This is a genomic window from Microcoleus sp. S36b_A4 (assembly GCF_036700645.1).
In the GTDB taxonomy this organism is placed as follows: domain Bacteria; phylum Cyanobacteriota; class Cyanobacteriia; order Cyanobacteriales; family Microcoleaceae; genus Microcoleus.
The window spans coordinates 1-23671 of the sequence record NZ_JAUBPI010000062.1 but is presented as its reverse complement, the minus strand read 5'-3'; the positions used below and the strand labels follow the sequence as shown (position 1 = coordinate 23671).

The 23671-nt window shown below is 47.6% G+C and carries 14 protein-coding genes and 1 pseudogene; 9 read left to right on the top strand and 6 right to left on the bottom strand.

Annotated elements, in window-relative coordinates; all coding sequences use genetic code 11:
- Positions 1-34: 34 nt before the first annotated feature.
- From tsf to fusA, 4 genes are all read left to right on the top strand, one after another.
- A complete protein-coding gene (gene tsf / locus QUA03_RS19100) occupies positions 35-694 on the top strand; it encodes a translation elongation factor Ts (RefSeq protein WP_333213978.1) in 660 nt (219 codons plus the stop codon).
- A gap of 188 nt (positions 695-882) precedes the next feature.
- Positions 883-1863 (top strand): hypothetical protein, encoded by a 981-nt coding sequence (locus tag QUA03_RS19095; RefSeq protein ID WP_333213976.1) that lies wholly within the window; start codon positions 883-885, stop codon positions 1861-1863.
- Between the two features lie 234 nt (positions 1864-2097).
- Positions 2098-4611 (top strand): ATP-dependent DNA helicase RecG, encoded by a 2514-nt coding sequence (gene recG / locus QUA03_RS19090; RefSeq protein ID WP_333213974.1) that lies wholly within the window; start codon positions 2098-2100, stop codon positions 4609-4611.
- 564 nt (positions 4612-5175) lie between these two features.
- On the top strand, positions 5176-7260 hold the full coding sequence (gene fusA / locus QUA03_RS19085; RefSeq protein ID WP_333213972.1) for an elongation factor G: 2085 nt from the start codon (positions 5176-5178) through the stop codon (positions 7258-7260).
- Between the two features lie 121 nt (positions 7261-7381).
- Here the strand turns inward: fusA and QUA03_RS19080 are convergent, their stop codons facing one another.
- A complete protein-coding gene (locus QUA03_RS19080) occupies positions 7382-8545 on the bottom strand; it encodes an HNH endonuclease (protein WP_333213970.1) in 1164 nt (387 codons plus the stop codon).
- 182 nt (positions 8546-8727) lie between these two features.
- Here QUA03_RS19080 and QUA03_RS19075 point away from each other — a divergent pair, with 182 nt between their 5' ends.
- Complete coding sequence (locus QUA03_RS19075; protein WP_333213968.1) at positions 8728-9162, top strand: hypothetical protein; 435 nt, start codon at positions 8728-8730, stop codon at positions 9160-9162.
- Positions 9163-9285: 123 nt separating this feature from the next.
- Here the strand turns inward: QUA03_RS19075 and QUA03_RS19070 are convergent, their stop codons facing one another.
- On the bottom strand, positions 9286-10668 hold the full coding sequence (locus QUA03_RS19070) for a UDP-N-acetylmuramoyl-tripeptide--D-alanyl-D-alanine ligase (RefSeq protein WP_333213966.1): 1383 nt from the start codon (positions 10666-10668) through the stop codon (positions 9286-9288).
- 409 nt (positions 10669-11077) lie between these two features.
- Here QUA03_RS19070 and QUA03_RS19065 point away from each other — a divergent pair, with 409 nt between their 5' ends.
- Positions 11078-12361 (top strand): hypothetical protein, encoded by a 1284-nt coding sequence (locus tag QUA03_RS19065; protein WP_333213964.1) that lies wholly within the window; start codon positions 11078-11080, stop codon positions 12359-12361.
- 287 nt (positions 12362-12648) lie between these two features.
- Positions 12649-12981: an RNA-binding protein gene (locus QUA03_RS19060; RefSeq protein ID WP_190743136.1), complete on the top strand. Its 333-nt coding sequence runs from the start codon at positions 12649-12651 to the stop codon at positions 12979-12981.
- A gap of 238 nt (positions 12982-13219) precedes the next feature.
- On the opposite strand, the gene clpS is transcribed toward QUA03_RS19060, so the two are convergent.
- Entirely contained in the window at positions 13220-13501 is a 282-nt protein-coding gene (gene clpS, locus QUA03_RS19055) for an ATP-dependent Clp protease adapter ClpS (protein WP_015178019.1), read from the bottom strand.
- 287 nt (positions 13502-13788) lie between these two features.
- Here clpS and QUA03_RS19050 point away from each other — a divergent pair, with 287 nt between their 5' ends.
- Positions 13789-14391, top strand: a complete 603-nt coding sequence (locus QUA03_RS19050) for a DUF3172 domain-containing protein (RefSeq protein WP_333213962.1) — start codon at positions 13789-13791, stop codon at positions 14389-14391.
- 171 nt (positions 14392-14562) lie between these two features.
- Here QUA03_RS19050 and QUA03_RS19045 read toward each other — a convergent pair whose 3' ends face one another.
- Positions 14563-15888 (bottom strand): AMIN domain-containing protein, encoded by a 1326-nt coding sequence (locus tag QUA03_RS19045; protein ID WP_333213960.1) that lies wholly within the window; start codon positions 15886-15888, stop codon positions 14563-14565.
- A gap of 90 nt (positions 15889-15978) precedes the next feature.
- On the opposite strand from QUA03_RS19045, the gene QUA03_RS19040 reads away from it, so the two are divergent.
- Positions 15979-16536, top strand: coding sequence for an NUDIX hydrolase (locus QUA03_RS19040; protein ID WP_333213958.1), 558 nt, complete (start codon positions 15979-15981; stop codon positions 16534-16536).
- A 47-nt stretch (positions 16537-16583) separates the two neighbouring features.
- Here the strand turns inward: QUA03_RS19040 and QUA03_RS19035 are convergent, their stop codons facing one another.
- On the bottom strand, positions 16584-22541 hold the full coding sequence (locus QUA03_RS19035) for a DUF4347 domain-containing protein (RefSeq protein WP_333213956.1): 5958 nt from the start codon (positions 22539-22541) through the stop codon (positions 16584-16586).
- Between the two features lie 862 nt (positions 22542-23403).
- Positions 23404-23671, bottom strand: a pseudogene (locus QUA03_RS19030) (calcium-binding protein); the annotation flags it as partial.

Here is a 23671-nt window from a genome sequence, read left to right as displayed (position 1 = left end):
CTAATAACTAATTTTGATTGGGAACTTAAAGAAGATGGCGGACATATCTGCAAAACTTGTTAAAGAACTGCGCGAAAAAACTGGCGCGGGCATGATGGACTGCAAAAAAGCCCTCGTTGAAAACGAAGGCAATATGGAAATATCCATCGAGTGGCTGCGGAAAAAAGGTCTGGCTTCGGCAGGTAAAAAAGGTGGACGAGTTGCCTCAGAAGGACTTGTAGGTAGCTACATTCACACGGGCGGCCGCGTGGGAGTGCTGGTGGAAGTTAACTGCGAAACAGATTTTGTGGCACGCCGCGAAGAATTCCAAAAGTTGGTGCGGGATATTGCGATGCAAATTGCAGCTTGCCCAAATGTGGAATACGTGAAAGTTGAAGATATCCCCGCCGAAGTTGTCGAAAGAGAAAAGGCAATTGAAATGGGCAAAGATGACTTGGGCAATAAGCCGGAAAACATCAAAGAAAAGATTGTTCTAGGGCGGATTGAGAAGCGCATGAAAGAGTTATCTTTGATGGATCAGCCTTTTATTAAAGATCAGAATATCTCGGTGGAAGAGTTGGTGAAACAAACGATCGCCCAAATTGGAGAGAATGTCCAAGTGCGCCGATTCGTGCGTTTTGTCTTGGGCGAAGGCATTGAAAAGGTAGAAGCTAACTTTGCCGATGAAGTGGCAGCCCAAATGGGTGTTCAATAATCCCAATTAAGATTGAGAATTAAAAATTAAAAATGTGAAAAATCAATTTTTTGCATTTTTAATTTTTAATTTTTATAGGACTTATGGACAGACTATATTTGTAGTGTGGGCACTGCAAACCTTACTACTACAGATATCGTAAAAATGGAAAACTTGCGTAACTCCTATTTTAATTTTATACGAGAGATATGGTGCGACCAAGAGAGAGAATAGAGCAAGATTTGGCAGGACTCGAAGAGGCTTTAGCAGCCTTGAAGTTGGAGTTTAGCAGTACCTACGAAGGTTATTTAACTGCGTTGGGACAAGCGGTGCGGCAGCAGTTAATTTTGGCTTGCTATCACCTTTGCACTCAAGCAGTACCGGAGTCGTTTCTCAAGTTGTCCTTCGAGGCGAGACAAAAAATGCAGCAGTCTGTAAGGGCTTTGGCTGCGGCGTCGGAGGACAAATTGCGATCGCTGGTGACTGAATCACAAGCAGATGAAGAAATAGAGGAAGAGGAAGAAGAAGAAGAAGAAGAAGAAGAAGAAGAAGAAGAAGAGGAAGAAGAAGAGGAAGAAGAAGACGACTTCGATGAAGAGGAAGAGGAAGAAGAAGAAGAAGAGGAAGACAAAGCAGACGACAAGGAAGAAGACGAAAAGGAAAAAAACCAAGTTTCGGCCATTAACTATCTATTTTCATTGGCAAATTATCAATTGCCAAACGCCAATTCCCCTGAAAGTTTGGCACGCTGGCAAAATAGTATTGAAAAGTCGATCGCCCATATACTCAAGCTGCTTTCTCGCGACACCAACCGCTTGCTGCAAGAGTCGGGAATCTTGCCGAGTCAATTACCAGAACCAGTTCTCGAAGCTGCTTCTGCTGCTGAATCCTCCGGCGATAGTGTTGCCGGGCCGCCGAACTTATTAAACTTAATCATTGAAACCGATGCCTCATCAGCATCGCGAAAATTGGCTGCAACCTTTGGTAGTAGGGCCCTGCACATTACAGCGATTAAACTGCGGCTATCGGAAATAGAGTTTGCCGATGCGGGAACCTCGGCTTGGCGCCAGCAAATTCGTAACCTGTCTGTAAAATTGAACTCGCTGGGCCGCGATTACCAGAAAAAGCAGCGGGAACTCGCTGTGGTGGAGGCTGAGTCGGCTTGGCGATCGAGTTGGTTTGAAGATTAGTCAGTTGTCAGTTGTCAGTTGTCAGTTGGCAGTTGTCAGTTGTCAGTTGGCAGTTGTCAGTTGTCAGTTGATAATTGTCAGTTGTCAGTTGTCAGTTGTCAGTTGTCAGTTGACAGTTGTCAGTTGTCGGGAATTCTTGAGCTATGATTAATAACTAATGACTAACGACTAATGACTAACGACTAATGACTAATGACCAATGACCAATGACTAATGACTAATAACTAATGACTGATGACTAATAATCAACCCGAATGGCAGCGATTGCAAAAAGCTCTTTCAGTAGAAGCCGATCGCGGATTTAACGACATCCAAGGCAGTCAATACCGCTTCAGCGAGTTTCTGGGCCTGAGTTTGAGACAGTTGGCAGGTTCTGTGGCTGCTTCGGCGCGCGATCGAGCCAGACAACTAGCCACTGAATTTGACATCTATCCTCAGAAAGATCTCGAACAGCGCCAACATTCGATCGCCATTACGGTCAGTTTTTTGAGGCAAATGGAGCAAGTTTGGGAACAAGAAAGTCGCCACCAGCAAGAACAAGTAGCACAAGTCAGACCCGCAAACGCTAACGCTTCTGAACCAACCGCCCCAACACTTTCCGTTCCCCGAACAGTACCCCTGAGTACAGCCCCCCCACCGCCCAGCCTGACTCTCGACCAACAGTTAACCCGCGTCACCGGCATCGGCCCCGCCAACGGCAACCGCTTGCTAAAACTGGGTTTATACACTGTATATGACTTGCTTTACTACTATCCCCGCAACCACATCGACTATGCAAAGCAAGTACAAATTCGCGAGCTAATAGCCGGGGAAACTGTCACCTTAATTGCCGAAGTAAAGCGCTGTAATTGCTTTTCTAGCCCGAAGAATAAGAAGTTAACCATATTAGAAGTAATTTTAAAAGACCGCACCGGAGAGATAAAAATTAGTCGTTTTTTTGCAGGCCCTCGCTACAGTAATCGCGGCTGGCAAGAATTTAAAAAGCGCGAGTATTGTACAGGTGCGGTGCTGGCAGCTTCCGGGTTGGTGAAGCAAGGTAAATATGGAATTACTTTAGAAAATCCTGAATTAGAAGTATTAGACGACTCCGGCGGTGCGATCGAATCAATGAAAGTCGGCCGCCTGATACCAGTTTATCCGCTGACGGAGGGAGTGGATGCTGGTTCGGTGAGGCGATCGATTTTGGCTGCAATGCCGGCGGCAAAAATGTTGCCAGAATCGTTACCGGAAGATTTGCGCGAGCGTTACGGTTTAATGGGTTTAGCCGATGCCGTGACTAATATTCACTTTCCGCTCGATCGAGATTGTTTGGCCGCCGCCCGCCGCCGCTTAGTTTTTGACGAATTTTTCTACCTGCAATTAGGACTTTTAAAGCGCCGCCAAACCCAAAGAAAAGCTCAAGCGAGTGCAGTCATCATTCCTAGCGGTAAATTGATCGAACATTTTTATGAAATATTGCCTTTTGCGTTGACTAATGCTCAGGAAAGAGTAATTAACGACATCCTCAACGATTTAGCTTCGTCGCAACCGATGAACAGATTAGTGCAAGGCGATGTCGGCGCCGGCAAAACCGTAGTCGCCGTAGTGGCAATGCTAGCAGCAATTCAATCCGGCTATCAAGCAGCTTTAATGGCACCGACAGAAGTTTTAGCAGAACAGCATTACCGCAAATTGGTAGGTTGGTTTAACTTAATGCACTTGTCTGTTGAACTGTTAACAGGTTCGACAAAAATAGCCAAGCGCCGCGAAATTCACAACCAGTTAGAAACCGGAGAATTGCCTGTTTTAGTGGGAACTCACGCGCTGATTCAAGATACGGTAAATTTCCATAAATTGGGTTTGGCGGTAATTGACGAACAGCACAGATTCGGTGTGCACCAGCGCGCTAAATTGCAGCAAAAAGGCGAAGCTCCCCACGTTTTGACGATGACGGCAACTCCCATTCCCCGGACGCTGGCGCTGACGCTGCACGGGGATTTAGATGTAAGTCAAATTGATGAACTTCCCCCCGGCAGGCAGGCGATTCAAACCACTGTACTGTCGGCCAAAGAACGCATTCAAGCTTACGATTTGATTCGGCGGGAAGTGGCGAGCGGGCGTCAAGTTTATGTGGTGCTGCCGCTGGTGGAGGAGTCGGAAAAGTTGGATGTGCGATCGGCAATTGAGGAAAAAGAAAAACTTGAAAAAAGTGTATTTCCTGAGTTTAAGGTGGGTTTGCTGCACGGTAGAATGAGCAGTGCTGACAAAGATGAAGCAATTTCTAAGTTTCGAGACAAAGAAACTGATATTTTAGTATCTACTACTGTCGTCGAAGTGGGAGTAGACGTGCCGAATGCCACGGTAATGCTAATTGAAAATTCTGAGCGTTTTGGACTGTCGCAACTGCACCAGTTGCGGGGTAGAGTTGGTCGGGGCAGCAACCGTTCTTATTGTTTGTTAATGCCCGGTTCCAAAACGGCGGAAGCCATGCAGAGAATGAAGGTTTTAGAACAATCTCAAGATGGCTTTTTTATTGCGGAAATGGACATGAGATTGCGCGGACCCGGCCAAGTTTTGGGAACTAGGCAGTCGGGTTTGCCTGATTTTGCTTTGGCGAGTTTGGTGGAGGATCAAGAGGTTTTGGAGTTGGCGAGGGCGGCGGCTCAAATGGTAATTGAGAATGATGAAAGTTTAAATCAGTGGCCGGTGGTGCGGGATGAATTGGAGCGGAGATATCAGCGGATGATGAGTGGGTCGATTTTGACTTAGATATTTCTGGACGCAGCAACGGTGTTTTTAATAATATTTTGTATGGTCGGGTTAAGCGAATATCTATCAAAGCCGGCAGTTTATTGCTGCACTCACGCACCCTCTCCCCATAGGCTGATTTATTTGCACCTACCTATTTAATGTCAGAAAGCGGGTTTCTTGCCACAAAGTCACGTAAAATATTAGGGTTTTTGTCAGGAAAACCCGCTTTATACCGTTTTGCTGACAATGGTGCAAAATATCAAGTTGAGCGAAGCGTCAAAAACACGAATTTGTTGGGTACGCCTGCCTCAACCCAACCTACTTTCTGAACCCAACCTAACTTTCACAGAAAATTTTTCCCTTGGTCTAGGGTATTTTTATGAATTGTAAGGATTCCCGTACTGATTAAACCAAAAATCCTTCGCAGGAATGACGGGAAAGTGTCAAAATTAAGATAGTTCTGCCAGAAACAGGGGAAAGGAAATCTAGCCTGTACTGGCGCCTAAGGCAACATTGATTCCTCGCTGGTTACGCTTGCAGGTGGTCGCCGACGGTTCGTCGAATTTAATCTCAACAGTAATTATGAAAGATCTCACTCGTTATCGAAATATTGGCATCTTCGCCCACGTAGATGCTGGCAAGACCACCACAACAGAAAGAATCCTGAAACTGACAGGCAAAATCCACAAAATTGGTGAAGTTCACGAAGGCGCGGCGACTACTGACTTCATGGAACAGGAGCAAGAGCGCGGTATTACGATTCAATCCGCTGCTACCACCTGCTTCTGGAACGAGCATCAGCTCAACATCATTGATACTCCGGGACACGTCGATTTTACGATCGAGGTTTACCGTTCTTTGAAGGTTCTCGATGGTGGCATTGGTGTGTTCTGCGGTTCGGGTGGAGTTGAACCGCAATCTGAAACCAACTGGCGCTACGCTAACGATTCCAAAGTCGCTCGCGTCATCTACATCAATAAGCTCGATCGCACCGGTGCAGATTTTTACCGCGTTGTCAAGCAAGTTGATAAAATCCTCGGAGCTAAACCGATGGTGATGGTATTGCCGATCGGTATAGAAGAAAAGTTTTGCGGCGTAGTCGATTTGCTGACCCGCAAAGCCTGGATCTGGGATGATTCCGGCGATCCGATGAACTATCAAATTAAAGATGTCCCCGCCGATATGGTCGATGATGTCGAAACTTGGCGCGAACAGTTGATCGAACTGGCCGTCGAGCAAGACGACACTCTGATGGAACAATATCTCGAAGGCAACGAGCCGAGCATCGACGACCTCAAGCGCTGCATTCGCAAAGGTACTCGCGATCGGGCATTTTTCCCCACCTACTGCGGCTCATCGTTTAAAAACAAAGGCGTGCAGTTGGTTCTAGATGCCGTAGTTGACTACCTGCCAAACCCGATGGAAGTCACACCGCAGCCAGAAGTCGATCTCGATGGCGAGGAAACCGGCGAGTTTGCGATCGTCGATCCCAACAGACCATTGCGGGCACTGGCGTTTAAGATCATGGACGATCGCTACGGTGCTCTAACCTTCACACGCTTGTACTCCGGTACTCTGTCCAAGGGCGACACCGTACTCAACACCGCCACAGGCAAAACCGAGCGCATCAGCCGTTTGGTGGAAATGCACGCCAACTCTCGCGAAGAAATTGAATCCGCGCAAGCAGGGGACATTGTGGCGATCGTCGGTATGAAAAACGTCCGCACCGGACACACCATCTGCGACCCCAAAAATCCCGCCACCCTAGAGCCGATGGTATTCCCAGATCCCGTTATTTCGATTTCGGTCAAACCGAAACAAAAAGGCGGCGAAGAAAAAATGGGAGCAGCCCTCACCAAAATGGTGCAAGAAGACCCATCCTTCCACATGGTGACGGATCTAGAAAGCGGCGAAATGATTCTTAAGGGGATGGGCGAGTTACACCTCGACATCAAAGTAGACATTCTCAAGCGCACCCACGGCATCGAAGTAGAAGTCGGCGAACCACAAGTGGCTTACCGCGAGTCGATTACCAAGCGCCTCGAAGACGAATACACCCACAAAAAGCAATCAGGTGGTTCCGGTCAATTTGCCAAAATCGGCTATGTGATCGAGCCTGGTGAGCCTGGAAGCGGCTTCCAGTTTGAGTCCAAAGTGACTGGTGGTAGCGTACCGAGAGAATATTGGCCAGCGGTCGAAAAAGGCTTTGAAAGCTGCATCGACAAAGGCGTCTTGGCCGGATTCCCCTGCCTAGACTTGAAATTCACGCTTCTAGAAGGCGGTTTCCACCCCGTTGACTCCTCAGCAATGGCCTTTGAAATTGCTGCCAAAGCGGCCTATCGGCAGTCTCTGCCTAAAGCCGCGCCTCAGTTGCTCGAACCGATTATGAATGTCGATGTATTCACTCCAGATGATTACATGGGCGACGTGATCGGCGACCTCAACCGCCGCCGGGGGATGATGAAATCTCAGGAAACAAGCCAAACAGGAGCACGGATCAAGGCCGATGTGCCGTTGAGCGAAATGTTTGGTTACATTAGCGATTTGCGTACTATGACATCTGGCCGCGGTCAGTTTTCCATGTCCTTCTCGCACTATGCTCCTTGTCCGAATAACATCGCTGAAGAAGTGATTAAGGCGGCAAAAGAGCGTCAAGCTGCGAAGTAATGTATTTGACTCCTGGTAGGTGCTATCTGGAGTCAAACAGAAAAATTAGATCCCCGCTTTTTGAAGAAATCGGGGATCTAATTTTTGTAAACTATCGGTTAGAATAAGTCAACAAAACATATTAGATAGTAGAACCACGAGCAGACTTCAACAACATCTGGATTTCTTCAAGACTAAATGGTGGTGAACGACGATGAATCATAGCGTGACAATTTGGGCAAACAGGACGCAAATCTTTTATAGGATCAATTTCATACTCTTCTGCAATTTCTGAAAGGGGTCTTAGATGATGAACATGAATGAAACCTTTTCCCAGTTGCCCAAAAGTTTTGCCAAAATCGAAATCACAAATATAGCAACTTGAACCGTAATAATCAATACATTTTTGCCGAGCTTTAGGCTCTCGTTCATAGGCATTGACTGAAACTTGCCGTACTGCCCCTTCACGAAATGTTTGTACTGCATCTACTTCATCAGGAAAGAATCTAGTAGTAGTTACAGATTCCTGCACCTGAAGCGGATTTTGCCAATCCAACAAACATTTTAGGTATTTTTCAAAAAGCGGATTTTGCCAATCCCTCAAACATTTTAGATATTCTTCAAAACGGTCTTCCTCACCAAGATACACATTTATTGCAGCACGAAAGATAGCAAAGAGTTCGACAAAGTTATCAATCACTGGCTGAGCTGCATCTAGGTCTTTAATAGGAAGAACTAGGGATGGACTCTGAATATAAGTACCTTTCCCATCTCGTTCAGGAACTAATTGCAGCTTGTTAATGAACTCATCATACTCTAAATTTTCATCTTCTTTCGGTGCAATAGTTTCAGAGTAAACTTCATATTCACCCTGCTCCCAAATCTGAGTAACATCTTTCAAATGCTTCTTCAGGACTTGAACAATCGGATTCCCTTCTAGTCCTCTTAATCCAAAAAAGTTCACAAATAAACTATCAGAAGTACACTCGAATCTCAGTTGGAAATACCAAGTTCCTTTTATAGTCAAGCCAGCGCTTGCTATTTTGAATGGCTTGGTTTTCTTGGCTCCAGATCGATGAGCTGGTGTAGTCGTTATTCGACAATCTGAGAGTACATCTGTGCCATAAACTTGGTGAATTTGGTCACAAGCTTGTTCAATGAGTATTTTAAGCTTAGGAACAAGTAATTTTTGTAGCTTATCAGCACGCTCTCGATTGTCTTCGACTGAGAAGAGATATTGTTCAGCAGACCCTATCAGTGGCAAGTCAAGGATGTGTGACAATTCGGTTTCCTCAACTGAATTCATATTTGCTCTCCGACATGACAAGTCCAACGAAAACTAATCGATATTTTAGCTTTTTTTCGACATATCCTGAAATAAGTCCTGCTTCCCCGGCTCCTAAAACTTGTGCTGTGGTGAGTTCTGGACAAGGGAAACGCTTATGGACTGGCGCACCCTACTATCGTCTTTTAAATGCCTAACAGCTTATGACTCAAATAAATCCCGATCGCACTGCTGGTACAATTGCGATCGACGTTTGCGCTCAATCAAACGGGCAGTATCTTTGTCAGATTTCGTCATCTCTGAGCGATCGCCCTGATGATACGATGAATTTTTACGGACAAACGAAAGAACACGCGATCGCGATCGCCCTGGAACATTTAGCCGACGAGTATCGCGAGAAAGCCGAAGAATCTCAGAATATAGATTCGCTTGCCGTGGAAATTTCAGATTCTGGAGAACCAATTAATAAATATTATCATGTTATTGTACACTACGAAGAAATTTCGGAAGCCGAATCTAAGTTTGAGGCAGTACACAATACAATGATAGGAAATACGATAGTTGAGAATGCCAGAATCGCAGCCATTGAGATTGCTCCAGATATCGAAATCGAGCCGTTAGAGCGATCGGGATATTGAACCATCGGGACTTAGGTGCAGATGGGCATCTTACCCTACGCATCAGCGATCGAAACGTGAGTTTGAGGCGGCGATCGACTAGAAGCGATCGCATAATTTCAAATCCCCAAAATTTCTTTTCTATTACTCCCCCGCAAAATCTGCCCTAAACTTCTCCACAACTCGATTCAACTCAACTGAATGAGAAGCCTTAAATAAAATACGATCGCCCTTTTCGACAAATCCCAACAACCGCTTTGCTAAATCTTCCCGCCCATCCTTGGCTGTAATATCTCCTATCTCCACAAAATGCAAACCCGCAGCGCCCGCGGCCATCGCCGCTGCTTCCTCAAAATCAGCAAAAACAAACAAAGCATCAAGCTGCAACTCTCGCGCCGCCATTCCCACTTGTCGGTGAAATTCGATCGCCCTATCGCCCAATTCCTTCATCGTTCCCAACACCGCAATCCGGCGCTTTCCAGGAGTATCTGCTAACAGTCTCAGGGCCGCCAACATCGACTCCAAACCAGCATTGTAAGTCTCATCCAGAATGACAATATCCTGCGGCAAATCGTAGCGGCGCGCCCGTCCATCCGGTAACTGCACAGACAAACCTTGCTTTAAAACTTCCCAATCAATACCTAAAACTTTTCCTACTGCCAAAGCCGCCAGATAATTTACAGCATTGTGGCGTCCAGGCAGCGGCAGTGGCAATTCAACGCCTTCTACCAACAGTTTATCATAATTGAGCAATTCCCCACACAAATCCCCGCCTTCTAAACCGTAAGTTAAAGTTTTTCCTTGCCAAACTTTCGCCGCAGTTGCGGTTAATCTATCACCATCGTGATTGAGAATAGCAATGCTATCAGCAGGCGTTTCGGCTAAAAGTTCACACTTAGCTTGGGCTATCGCCTCTTCCGATCCTAATCGCCCGATATGTGCGGTTCCTACATTAGTAATTACCGCCACAGTAGGACGAGCAATTTGCGACAGTAGCGCAATTTCACCACGGCCGCGCATTCCCATTTCAATTACAGCATAATTGTGGGAAGGTGAAAGCTCCAGCAGAGTTTTTGGTACGCCAATTTCATTGTTGTAGTTGTATTGAGTTTTAAGAACATTTCCCTTCGTTGACAAAACCGCGGCAATTAACTCTTTAACAGTAGTTTTACCTACAGAACCAGTAACAGCAACTATAGGTATACTGAATTGGTCACGCCACCAACGGGCGATCGACTGATAAGCTTTTAAAGTATCATCAACGCGCAACAGCGGAAAATTAGGCATTTCCTGTTGCCAATGTCGATCGACTATCGCCGCAATCGCCCCCAAATCCCGGGCTTTTGCCACAAATTGATGGCCATCAAAATTCTCTCCCCGCAGCGCCAAAAATACTTCGCCCCCCTCAAGAGTGCGCGTATCTGTGGCAATACCTGTCCCTAAAGCTGTCAAAAGGTTCTCAGACACAGCAGGCAAAGGTACACTTAAAATTTCAGATAGTTGGGCTATACTTACACGACAAACCATAACCAGCACTCACATTTCAAATAATTATTTTCACAGCTAATTCTACCTCGCCCAATCTCAAATTTAACTTACACCGGGCTGCGGATCAGGATTGACCTTGATCATCCTAATACTAAATCGTCCGCCCACCAAGAAATTATCCCGTACCCCCCCCACAATCTTTACCAATACTTTACAAACTCGATGGTATTTAAGGCCTTGCTAATTACCAACAATTCATGTCATGCTGGTGTTGATAAATAGTTTAACTAAGCAAAAAATATTGATCGGCTTAAGCTGCTGACAGCTTCTACCCATAAGCCTCATCCGGCGAGAAGCTCGGTTGACTCAATTGTTGCGATTCATTCGCCAATTCATCAAAATAATAGCGCTGAAAGCTCCTGCCCCAGCCTCGGAGGGTTAATCCACAGTGAACGACTACAACAGACAAAGCCACGAAGAAGAACAGCTACTTTACAAGCACTGGCTGGAGTTGGTACAACGAGAGCAGCCTGCCGAACTCATCAGCCGCTTTCGCACTTTGTTTATCCAGGGTAGCGGATATCCCGATCGCTCGATCGCCGAAGCACTCGAAAAAATAGCAGCCTCAGAACACGCCGAACAAGAATTCAAGTACATCCTCAACCGCTGCTGCCACATCCTGATCAACCGCTGGCAAACTTACCCCAGCAAGCAAGTAGCCATCCCTGAATTGATCGCTCTGTTTGAAGAAGCGCCCAAAAAAATATTATTTGCATACAATCGATCGCGCGGGCGAGGCTCCATCCCCCAATTAGTAAATCAATTTACCGAAAGCGAACAGTACCTCACCCTCCAACGTTTAGCCAAAGTCATAACTCACAGCAATGAAGATAGCAGCAACAGCAAAACCCCTGCTACCCTAGCTCTCGGAACCTTAATTCCCCGTTACCCTTACCTCTACAAACACTGCCTCCTCAGCGACGACAGCACCTACGAACAGCAAAAGATCATTAAAAAAATCCAAGCTCAAAAGCAGCAGCAATTTGAGATCAACCTCTCACAATATGTCGCTCACCAAGTGAGGAAAGCCCACATAGCCCGTCGGGAAACCTCCCTTTCCTTCGGCAGAAATATACAGCTTATAAAAAATCCTACCCTCTTGACCGACCCGGAACTATTCTTTGCCCTCAAGCAATTTGTGGGAAAAGTAGAAGGAGCCGATACCTACAGAGAGCTAGCGGGCCGTTTCACGGCGAACGCCAGCACCTATCAGTCCTACCGATCCTTTAAAGACGACTTGTACGAATACCTGATTTCTTCTGTCACCGACGATCGCTACGGCAAACGTCTGTTTAACGAAAAATTGTATAAGCAACTACAAAATACCCTGCCCCACAGCGATGATCAGAATTTTAACGAATTTTTAATGATCAGAACTTGCAGCCAGTTATTGAACTTTTTAGTAGTAGAGAGTCCTGTGCGGCCCAACCACTTTGTCTTCATCGACCTGATCTCAAACCTCGGGCCGACCCAAACCACAGGTTTGCTGCTGAAAATCGTACTAATTTGCGGCAAAGTCAAGCCCTACCTAGAAAAGCGACTGGCAATTTTGTTCGGTCATTACGAATGCAGTACCCGAGAAGGCGTGGTGTGGTTAGTCAAAGCCCTAGAAAACGTAAACCTAGCTTTGAGTACCAACTTTGGCAAGGTGGATGTATCTTTCCTGCGGTGAGAGGGCGCGGCATAACTTTCTCTGCTTCCAATGCAGGCAAAACATCACGCCGATCGACCAGGTTTCTGAATACCCTAAAAGTTTTACCTTTGATTAGAACAACTTAATTAACTCCTGAAACCTACTCAAAAGACATTATTCTATGTTAAAGTACCAAGTGTGAATCAGATTCAGTTGCAGGCTTTGTTCATTGCTACAGAATTGTCTAAAAACTTGCCCTTCTGTATCGGCAGGGGACTCTCCGAAACTGAAATCTTCGCACTGTCTAAATTTTGGAGTTATTCCTCATGTCGATATACGTCGGTAACTTATCCTACCAAGTTACCCAAGAAGACATCACCACCGTCTTCGCCGAATACGGAACTGTTAAGCGGGTACATCTACCTACCGACAGAGAAACCAGTCGCCCCCGCGGCTTCGGTTTTGTAGAAATGTCCACAGATGCAGAAGAAGATGCAGCGATTGCTGCTCTCGACGGAGCAGAGTGGATGGGTCGCGACCTCAAAGTTAACAAAGCCAAGCCCCGCGAAGATGAAGGTGGCCGGGGCGGCGGCAACCGGGGCGGCGGTGGCCCTGGAAAATTTGCTCGCGGAGGGGGCGGCGGCGGAGGACGTTATTAATTTCCTCTGATAAAGATTTGAGATTGAAGAGTTGAAATTGGCGCGAGAGCTCACCTAGCTCCGAACCACTTCCGGCCGTTCCGAAAAACCTATCCTCTTCAAATTTCCATATCTACCGGATTAAATATACCAAAAAGCCAAGGGCCTAACCCTTGGCTTTTTGGTATGAGGGTTGACGGTATGAGGACGGTATGAGTCTGAAACCGGCTACGCGAATCCGTTGCAGTACCGTCAGGTTCTAATCGTCAGGTTCAATGCTGCTACTCAACCCGTGATTATTGAGCGTTTCAGCGTAAAACTCAGCGTGTTCGAGAGCGCAAACAATCACCAATCCCATCCCGTTAGTATGGGCTTCCATCATCACATTTACCGCCTGTGGCTGAGTCAGACTCGGTACCGTCGCCATCAAAGTCTGCACCACGTACTCCATAGGATTGAAATCATCATTGTGCAGCAGAACGCGGTAGCGCGGTGCAAGCTTGCGGACTGTGGAAGGCTTTTGAATAATTTCGACAGACACTAATCTATACCTCCTGACTTGTAAAATGTTAAAATTTGTCAACAATCTTGAGCCGGATTCCTCCGCTGTGCAAGACTATCTCACTTTCAGCTATTTTATTGAAATCTGAAAATTCAGACAAGGCAGCCCCTGGGTCGATCGCGAGCTGTGAACCCAACACCAAACCCACAGGGCGTGTCCTGGGCCCTCCGCAACCACATTCCTAGCGCCATAATATTAGAAAGGCGCGATCGGTTAAAAATAACAAACTACTACCTGTTGAGTCTCCAGAACTGACGGAACCTTATATGAAACGCAAACCTAAATCCTACAACGACAGATTCAGCGGCGACCCATCCCGAGGAGATGAAGACTCCGATTACTCCGGCTCCTTTGGCGGACAGTCGCGGCGTCAACCTCAGTCCGGCAAACCCTCTTTCCTCAATTCCGCCACATTAGGGATTTTAACAGCCGTCTTTATTCTGGGAATTGGCATTGGCATTGCCTTTAGCTCCACCGCTACAATTAGCCCAGAGAACGTAGCCTCCCGCGAATTTATCGATCGCAGCGCCCCGAACCCAGAACTTTGCGTGCAGTTTGGAGCAAGCGCGATGGTGACAGATATGCGCCTCTACGTCACCCTCAACCCCTTCAACGTCTACATCTCGCAGCCGAGTATGCGCCCCGGATGCGTCCTGCGAACCAATAACTGGGCAATTCTGGAACAAAGAAAACTCATCAGCCAAGACCAAGTGCGCGATTGCAAAAATCGCATGAACACCTTTGGGTTCACCGGCCCCCTAGAAGCTCAACCCGAAATTAACTGTATCTACCAAAACGACGGCGCTAAAAACCTGTTCCTCAATCAACCGGGATCGATAGCTCCAACCAGTGAAGGTCAAAATTTCTAAATCGCCGATATAGCGGTTTTCAGTTGAGTCAATTACAGATATGCGGTAGGACTTAGGCAAAGCCTAAGTCCTTATTTTGTTTCATAGGATGGAAAACTGCTCTAAGAAAATATTGAACTAAGAGATTCGAGGGAAGAAGAAAGTCTTCCTTCTTCCTTCTTCCTTCTTCCTTCAAAAATCAAACTGGGGGAAATCTTCCGTTAACTGAACTTGCAAAATTTGGCCGGGTTGAATCGTAGCAGGTTGAGGAGCAGCGACGTAAGTTGTAGCAACACCACCGGCTGCTCCCGCCAACAAACCGATACCAGAAAAGCCGCTCAGCAAGAACAAAGCTAAGCCACCAATACCAGTATTTCGCAACAAACTGCGATCGGTCGGCTGTTGCCGGCGGCCGCCCACGGGTTCGGAGCGAGCCAAGAGAGGGATATTGCGGCCGTTGAGACTAATACCTTCGACCACAAATTGACTGCCGAGGTTCGTTGTTTCAAACCGACCGATGACCGGCGTATTAGCAGGTACGATCGTATTACCGAGACCGTCGAGAATTCCCCCTTGCAGGAGCAGCACTTCCTTTCGGCTGGGCTTCGCTTGCAGTCGCAAAGCCCGATCGCCGAGGTATAGCAAACTGAGCTCCGTGCCCGCCGGCAACAAGACATTCGCCCCAGTCGCAGCCTGCAAAGGAGCATTCGATCGTGCGCGAGGAAGCGGTTCACCAAAGGTAAGCGTCCGCTGTTGGGGTGCAGCAGCCGTTTGTTGAGGATCTAGGCGGGGTACAGCAGCAGCTTTTACCCCACGGCGTTCGTCAAGGCGAACATTGACTAAAGGCACTCTTAGCGGCCGGATTTGGTCATTTGAAGTTGACCGCGGCGAAAAATTTGTAGCGGGATTCGGGGCAGTAGGAGGCTCAGGTCGATCGACCTCTGGGGCACTAATTGACCTGGAATCAATCGGCGGCTGGTTTTGCGGTACTTGTATTGCAGGCTGCGGCTGAGTTTCGGAAGTTTCCATAATTGGAGTCGGTTCGATCGAAGGACGCAACACCCAGCGATTTTCTACCCCGCTTCTTTGGAATTGAACTTGCCCTGCGCTGAAACCGACTCCTGGAGCCAAATTGACCAGAATTCTCGCCGTTCCCGGTTGAAGTTGACTCACCCCCACAGAACGCACTCTGCCTTGCGGGTATAGCTGAGTTGAATCTACTCCGATCTCAGTATTGGGCAAATCCACAGCAATCTGAGACGGGTTGAGTAGAGAATATGTGGGGGTTGTTCCCTCTGGGAGAGTAATTTCTAGCTGATTTGTCGCCGGATCGAATTGCCAACTTGTCACTGTAGAAGCATTTGCTGGTTCCAGTGTTGTCGGCACTGCTGCAACTGCGGCGACGACTGCTAGACTCAGACCCAGTGACTCGATCGCAAACAATCCCGCTGGTAGAGAATTAACAGTCAATTTTTGTAAGTCTTCCCCAAATCGGGTGAGTAATTTTTTGTATGGCATGGCGGCTAAGTGAAATTTTTGATTTGAAATAGATTATGGATGGGAAAATTTTGAGTTCGGATGACGCTGAAAGTTTAGCATTATTGCGATATGAAAAATTTAGTTAAATGGAAATTATTGCGATCGCGCTTCGTTTTTAACAACAAGTGGTGTCAGGTTAGACAAGATGAAATAGAATTGCCAAGCGGACAAATTATAGACGACTTTTTTGTTAATGTTCGACCCAACATCGCCCTTGTATTTGCCACAACAGAGCAGCACGAACTTTTATTAGTGCGCCAATACAGGCACGGAGTAGGCGAAATTTTGCTGGAACTGCCTGCTGGATCTTTCAATCCTGCTGAAGAGAGCGGGAAATCGGCAGCCGCCAGAGAACTTGCCGAAGAAACGGGATATGTTGCTGAAGAATTGTTGGAACTAGCAACCTTATATGATAACCCCGTAAAAGACACCAATTCTATCCACCTCTACTTCGCTAAAAATGTCAAGCTTGCTAGCAAAATAAAATTAGATATTACAGAAGATATTGAAGTAGCTTTAGTTCCTATTGCTGAAGTTTTGTTAAAAATAAAAAACCGAGAAATTTGTGTAGCAGGAAGCATCGCAGCTATTTTTTTAGGATTAGATTTTTTGAATAAACAGCGGTAAGGTGCTGTATGAATGGAACCTTACACGCTGTTTAATGCGCTTTGTTTTCAAGGAGAAAGAGTGAGAAAGTCCAGAGCAGTGATAGAATTATCAGCACCAAAAACCTGAGCCAAAACCTCCCCAGTCGCAGCAACTTGCAGCAGTGTGGCATTCGCAGTAAAGTTAATTTGCAAAGCCTCAAAACTCAAGCCACCAGCCAGAACAAACTGATCAGTTCCTACGGAAAAATTGAGCACAGTATCCATACCACTATTAGCGCTTAACACAAAGCGATCACTCCCAGTACCCCCAATCAAAGTATCATCTGAGCCATCACCAAACAGCCAGTCATCTCCTGCACCCCCATTGAGAATATCGCGATCTTTCCCTCCATAAATAGTGTCATTACCATCATCACCATTGAGAGCATCTTGACCTTCATTGCCATATAACAGGTCATCGCCATTACCACCATTAATACAGTCTTGCTGACCGTCTTCACCCACAGCCCCTCGCAGATTTTCCCCGCGATCGCCACTAATGGTATCATTACCTTCATCGCCACACAAAATATCGCTACCATCATCGCCGTAGATCAAATCATCGCCAGCATCTCCATTTACCAAGTCGTCATCCTTGCCACCACGAAGGGTATCGTTACCAGAACCCCCATCGAGAGAGTCGGAACTTTCACCGCCACCCTGAAAATCATTTCCATCTCCGCCAAATAGCAAGTCGCGGCCATCCACATCGGACACTAACTCGTTTTGCAAGCCACCATAAAGCGAATCGTCTCCCTCATCGCCGACAATCGTGTCGGAACCGAGTTCGCCCCAAATCAAGTCGTTGTCTTTGCCACCGTAAACTAAGTCATTACCTTTGCCGGCAAAAATGCTATCGTTACCGCTGCCACCGCCGATGATGTCGCCGGTGTCGTTGCCGAAAATTAAATCACCTTCATCAGTCGCAATTGTGCTACCTGCTGCAGTGCCGTAGTCGCCGATGATGGTGTCGGAACCTTGATTGCCGTAGAGAGTATCCGAGTCAGTTTCGCCGAAAAGACGATCGCCCCCTTTGCCTCCAAACAGCAAATCCCGTCCGTTACCACCTCGCAAGGTGTCGTCTTGTTCTTGGCCGTGAAGTAAGTCGTTGCCATCGCCTCCTGTCAGCAAATCGAAGCCGTCGGGGTCACTGTCTAGGGAGTTGAGGAGGCCACCAAACAAAGAGTCGTCTCCGTTGTCGCCGTCCAGGGTGTCGGGGCCTTTGTCACCCCAAATTAGGTCGTTGTCGATGCCACCATAGGCGATGTCAGGGCCTTTGCCGGAGTAAACGGTGTCATTGCCTTGAGTGCCGGCAATGGCGTCGCCGGAATCACCGCCGAAAATTAGGTCGCTGTCGTTGTCGGTTAAGTCGATGTTGTTGCCGTTGTCGCCGACTATGGTGTCGGCACCGCGATCGCCGTACAATGTGTCGGAGTTGCGATCTCCAAAAATGCGATCGTCTTGTTTGCCACCAAATACGGCATCGGTTTGTTTGCCGCCGTAAACGATGTCGTTGCCCTTACCGGCAGCTATGTAATCTCGCTGTTGGTCGCCGAAAGCGATATCGCTGCCGCCTTCACCTAATACTGTGTCGTCGCCACCAAAGGAGAGAAACAGTTGGTTGGTTTCGTTTCCTGTTAAGGAATCGTTTCCGGGAGTGCCGATGTTGGTGTTTTGGATGTCGATGAGTTGGGCGGCGTTGGAGTCGAAGTTGAGTATGGGGGAAGGCTGGGGGGGGATAAATGTGATCACAGGGGGCCCTTGCAGGGGGGCGCAACCGCAACTGGTATCTGGTTCGGGTACTGGGTTGAATATGGGGGGTGGTGTTGGTTCCGCTGCGGGTGTGGGTGTTGGTGGTATCGGCGCGGGTGTGGGTGTTGGTTCCGCTGCGGGTGTGGGTGTTGGTTCCGCTGCGGGTGTGGGTGTTGGTTCCGCTGCGGGTGTGGGTGTTGGTTCTGGGATGGGTGGTGTGGGTGTTGGTTCTGGGATGCGTGGTGTGGGTGTTGGTTCTGGGACGGGTGGTGTTGGTGTGGGTTCCGGGACGGGTGGTGTTGGTGTTGGCGCTGGTGTTTGTGGTGTGGGTGTGGGTTCCGGGACGGGTGGTGTTGGTGTTGGCGCTGGTGTGGGTGTGGGTGTTGGTATTGGTGTTGGTGTTGGTGTTGGTTCGTTCAGGGGAATGGCAGAGACAGTAGCGCTGGCGGGGCTGATAGCGCCCTGGTTGTCTGTAGCGCTGTAGGTAAAATTTGCTGTTGTAAAGTTGGCTGTCGATTGGAAAAATAATTGGTTAATGTCAGCAGGTGTCAGAATTTGACCGGCCGTGACAATCCGGCCGCCGGTATCGGGATTGCCTAAAAATATCAGCCCTTCATTTGCTGGTGGGACGGTGTTGATGGTGAAGGATGCGATCGACCCGTCGGGGTCGCTTCCTCCGAGTCCTGCGATCGCCACAGTGCTGCTGGGGGCGATTTCGAGGTCGACGTTGTTAGCTACTGGCGGTTGGTTGGGCTCCGGCAGCAGCGCCGATACAGTAGCGCTGGCGCGGCTGGTAGCGCCCTGGTTGTCTGTAGCGCTGTAGGTGAAATTTGCTTTTGTAAAGTTGGCTGTCGATTGGAAAAATAATTGGTTAATGTCAGCAGGTGTCAGAATTTGACCGGCCGTGACAATCGTTCCGCCGGTATCGGGATTGCCTAAAAATATCAGCCCTTCATTTGCTGGTGGGACGGTGTTGATGGTGAAGGATGCGATCGAACCGTCGGGATCACTTCCTCCGAGTCCTGCGATCGCCACAGCGCTGCTGGGGGCGATTTCGAGGTTGACATTGTTAGCTATCGGCCGTAGGTTGGCGGGAGTCGGAGTCGGTGCGGGTGGGGGAGTCGGGGCAGAGGCGATGCTGGTGCTAACAGTTGCGCCGGGATCGCGGCCGTTATTGTTGTCGGGATTTGGGTCATTAGTGGTTGAGGTACTTCTTGCCGTGTTGCTGACAGTGCCGGTCGCCGGGGCTGGGAATCTGACAGTCCGGCTGACGGCCACGCCGTCAGCTAAGCTGGCAATGGGCGGAAAGCTGACAATGCCTGTGGCTGGGTCGTAAATACCGCCGTTGGATGCTGTAACGCCCGTTAAACCGGGAACGATGCTGTCTGTAACGGTGATGTTGGTAGCGGTACTCGGCCCTCTGTTTTCGGTGAGAATTGTGTAGGTGACAGTCGATCCGGCTGCCGCAGTAGCGGGTCCGGTTTTGAGCGTCACTACATCGGCGCTATCGGTGATTGTGGTAGTGACTCTTGCCGACGGGCTGCTGCCGTTGTTGTTGGCAGGATTGGGGTCTGGGCTCGTTGAGGTGCTGCTAGCAGTGTTGGCGATGGGGCCGCCGGTGGCGGGAAATGGAAAACGGACGGTTCTGTTGGTGCTGGCTGCGCTGGCTAGGGATGTGATCGCCGGCCAAGTCACAATACCTGTAGTTTGGCTGTAAGTTCCGCCCTCCGAGACGCTGACTCCTGTTAAACCCGGAACAATGGTGTCGCTGATCACCACATTGGTTGCCGCACTCGGCCCACTGTTGGCTGCCGTAATTGTGTAGGTAACAGTCGAGCCCGCAGCCGCAGTAGGGGGCCCGGTTTTGATCGTAGCTACATCGGCGCTATCGGTGATCGTGGTGGTGACTCTTGCCGACGGGCTGCTGCCGTTGTTGTTGTCAGGATTGGGGTCTCGGCTCGTTGAGGTGCTGCTAGCAGTGTTGGCGATGGGGCCGCCGGTGGCGGGAAGTGGAAAACGGACGGTTCTGTTGGTGCTGGCTGCGCTGGCTAGGGATGTGATCGTCGGCCAAGTCACAATACCTGTAGTTTGGCTGTAAGTTCCGCCCTCCGAGACGCTGACTCCTGTTAAACCCGGAACAATGGTGTCGCTGATCACCACATTGGTTGCCGCACTCGGCCCACTGTTGGCTGCCGTAATTGTGTAGGTGACAGTCGAGCCTGCAGCCGCAGTAGGGGGCCCGCTTTTGACCGTCACTACATCAGCGCTATCGTTTGTAATAGTGGTCGTGACCCTCGCATCCGGGCTGCTGCCACTGTTGTTACCGGGTACGGGATCGATCGTGCTGCTGCTGCTGAATACACTGTTGGTAATAGGGCCGAGTGTAGTTGGGGTTGTAACAGTTACGGTGCGCGTGGCGGTGGCCCCAAGAGGTAAATTCGGAATACTCCAGGAAACCAGTCTCGTTGTCGGGTTGAAAGTGCCGTCGCCGTCGGCACTACCAAATACTGCCCCGACGGGCAATTGATCTTCAATCACCACGTTTTCGGCGTCGTTCGGGCCGTTATTTACTGTGGTAATTGTGTAAGTAATGGGGCTACCCGGCGCCGCTGCGGCCGGGCCTGTTTTCGTTGAGGCAACATCTGCTGTAGTAAGCGGCACGTCTATAGTTTGGATAGACAAAGTGCGAACGTCGTGAATATTTGTAGCGTCTCCCGTTGAACCAGCAAAACCAAATTTGAATGTTGCCGGTATTGGCTCGTTTATCTCCTCTTGTAAATTGGCAATGTCGATAAGAGTCTCACCCGGATCTGCAAACGAACCATTATTGTTGAGATCAAAGTTAACAGTGAGATGGTTTGGCGTTGCAGAATTGGGTGGTTGCAAAATAATTTGAACTCTTCTTCTGGCTGCTTCGCGATTGCTAGTAATGGCGTTGATCGGCCCGTTTGGAGGCAGAGGATTTACGGTATCGGGAATATTATCTATTCCCTGCGGCACAAACGTAGAAGTTAAAAATCGATATCCCGTAGATTCGCTACCTCGGAGTGTTACCGAATCTGCTCTACGAGTCACCCCAATTCCTTCTACGCGCCCTTGAGTTTCACTTGAGAAATTTCCAAATTCATCCAATCCAATTCCTAAATAACCTCCCCGTAAACCGGACTGATTTGTGTCTGTATTTTGGGCGTAGCCGAGAGACCCTCCATAGCCTCCAGCTACTGTTGGCGTCACAGTACCGTCAATTAAAAAGAAACTTATGCCGTCCCCTGTCCGCCCTGCTAAATTCGGACGTGCAGTGCCGTCGTAGGCAAATATATCAAAGACAATGTTAAGACCACTATTGACGGGAACCTGACTGTTATAGATGACAAAAGTAGATTGGTCAAAAGTTCTTGTAGTTAATCTTAACGCCCCGCTGCCAACCGGGTCTATGTTCAAACCTGGAAAACTCTCCGTTCCGGTTCCTGCTGTTAAAGCCGGAGCATCTGACGTGCCTGTTACCCCAGAGATCCAAGGTCCGATTAGACGTGCGTCTTGAAAACTTTCGTCCACTAAACTAATGAGGACAGCGCTGTAAGTTTCCTGGGTTTTTGTTTCAAAGGCTATTGCGGTTTTTACTCGTCCGGCTGTAACATTTAATTGCCAGTTTCCTCCTAATTTTGCACTGCCAATTAGATTGTTGGAAGCCGCTATGTTTGCGCCTGTTAATTCTCTCAGCTTCTGCACGAAAGCAATCCCGGCTTTTCCAGATCCAACCTGACACGCTAATATTAAAATATCGGCTTTTTCCGTGAAGGCATGGCGCCACTGTTGCAAATGCCGATCGTACTTTGGTAAGTTTTCATCCTTCAGTAAAGTTGACCCCAGTTGCACCGAAGCTTCCTTGCCGTGAGCAACTATCTGAAGGCTGGCAATGGAGCTGCGTTTAGCTAAAATCTCAGTAATTTGTTCTACTCCGTCCAGACTTCGATCAAGGACAATTATCTCTGTCCCCGGTTTGACTCCGCTGGCAAGATGCTGATAATTCTCTACCCTCGGATCGATGCAAACTAAATGTTTTTTAGGTTTAGTCTTGACGCCCGGACTCCCTTTTGTTAAACAGGAAATATTGATCACCCGATCACTGACTAACTGCGCCCCAATCAAAGAAACTTTTATGCAGTCAGTGTCGCGGCGATCGCAACTTAATTTGTGAATTGGCGAAGAGTAGTTGCACCATAAATTTTTCATGAGTTAGATAGCCCCTTGATTTGTTAATGGTCAATTTTCAGTAGTAGATATTATTGTTAATTGCTAATGGAAATCTCTAATTACTAATTTCTCGACTTCGCATACTTAACAAGTTCTATTTACTTCGATTTTTTTTTGTGCGACATCTTCCTAAAGTAGCAGTTAGCTGTATTTACCTAGTAAATCAGGGTTTTTTTAGCCAATTCAGACGTAGTGCCAACTTATTTTATGATGAGGAAAAATGATCGCAATCTCCGAAAATACACCTTTTAATTAGATATTTTTTGCCTAAATGCAGTTGACAAGCATTCTTGTTTGTAGTAAACAAAGCTTGGATTTCCGATTTTCACTCAGACTTGATTCTTTATCAAGAACAAATTTTAGGGCTGTCAATCAGCTCAATGTCAGATAATCTATATTTCACTAAAGAAATAATTATAAATTTTGTAGTTATCAACTTCGTTTTCTGGCTTTTGTCAAGAATGAATGACTCACTACCAAAATTTCAGGGCCGTCAGCAAGTCGAATCAGCAATAATTCATCGGCTTGATATTTTTTGTAGTAATAATTAAAAACTCGGTTTATTTAACAAACCGATTTGCTATAACTTTAGGAAAAATTCAGCTAATCTATATTTCACTCAAGAAATGGTTATAAATTTTGTAGTTATCAACTTTTTTTCTGGCTTTTGTCAAGAATGAATTACTCACTAATAACCAATTTCAGGGTTATCAGCAAGTCGAATCAGCAATAATTCATCGGCTTGATATTTTTTGTACTAATAATTAAAAACTCGGTTTATTTAACAAACCGAGTTGCTATAATTTTAGAAAAAATGCAGCGAATTTAATGCGCTTTGTTTTCAAGGAGAAAGAGTAAGAAAATCGAGAGCAGTGATAGAATTATCAGCACCAAAAACCTGAGCCAAAACCTCCCCAGTCGCAGCAACTTGCAGCAGTGTGGCATTCGCAGTAAAGTTAATTTGCAAAGCCTCAAAACTCAAGCCACCAGCCAGAACAAACTGATCACTTCCTACGGAAAAATTGAGCACAATATCCATACCACTATTAGCGCTTAACACAAAGCGATCACTCCCAGTACCCCCAATCAAAGTATCATCTGAGCCATCA

Coding starts and splice junctions, on each gene's coding strand:
- tsf (WP_333213978.1), top strand. CDS start 35: ATGGCGGACATATCTGCAAAACTTGTTAAAGAACTGCGCGAAAAAACT.
- QUA03_RS19095 (WP_333213976.1), top strand. CDS start 883: ATGGTGCGACCAAGAGAGAGAATAGAGCAAGATTTGGCAGGACTCGAA.
- recG (WP_333213974.1), top strand. CDS start 2,098: ATGACTAATAATCAACCCGAATGGCAGCGATTGCAAAAAGCTCTTTCA.
- fusA (WP_333213972.1), top strand. CDS start 5,176: ATGAAAGATCTCACTCGTTATCGAAATATTGGCATCTTCGCCCACGTA.
- QUA03_RS19080 (WP_333213970.1), bottom strand. CDS start 8,545: ATGAATTCAGTTGAGGAAACCGAATTGTCACACATCCTTGACTTGCCA.
- QUA03_RS19075 (WP_333213968.1), top strand. CDS start 8,728: ATGACTCAAATAAATCCCGATCGCACTGCTGGTACAATTGCGATCGAC.
- QUA03_RS19070 (WP_333213966.1), bottom strand. CDS start 10,668: ATGGTTTGTCGTGTAAGTATAGCCCAACTATCTGAAATTTTAAGTGTA.
- QUA03_RS19060 (WP_190743136.1), top strand. CDS start 12,649: ATGTCGATATACGTCGGTAACTTATCCTACCAAGTTACCCAAGAAGAC.
- QUA03_RS19050 (WP_333213962.1), top strand. CDS start 13,789: ATGAAACGCAAACCTAAATCCTACAACGACAGATTCAGCGGCGACCCA.
- QUA03_RS19045 (WP_333213960.1), bottom strand. CDS start 15,888: ATGCCATACAAAAAATTACTCACCCGATTTGGGGAAGACTTACAAAAA.
- QUA03_RS19040 (WP_333213958.1), top strand. CDS start 15,979: ATGAAAAATTTAGTTAAATGGAAATTATTGCGATCGCGCTTCGTTTTT.
- QUA03_RS19035 (WP_333213956.1), bottom strand. CDS start 22,541: ATGAAAAATTTATGGTGCAACTACTCTTCGCCAATTCACAAATTAAGT.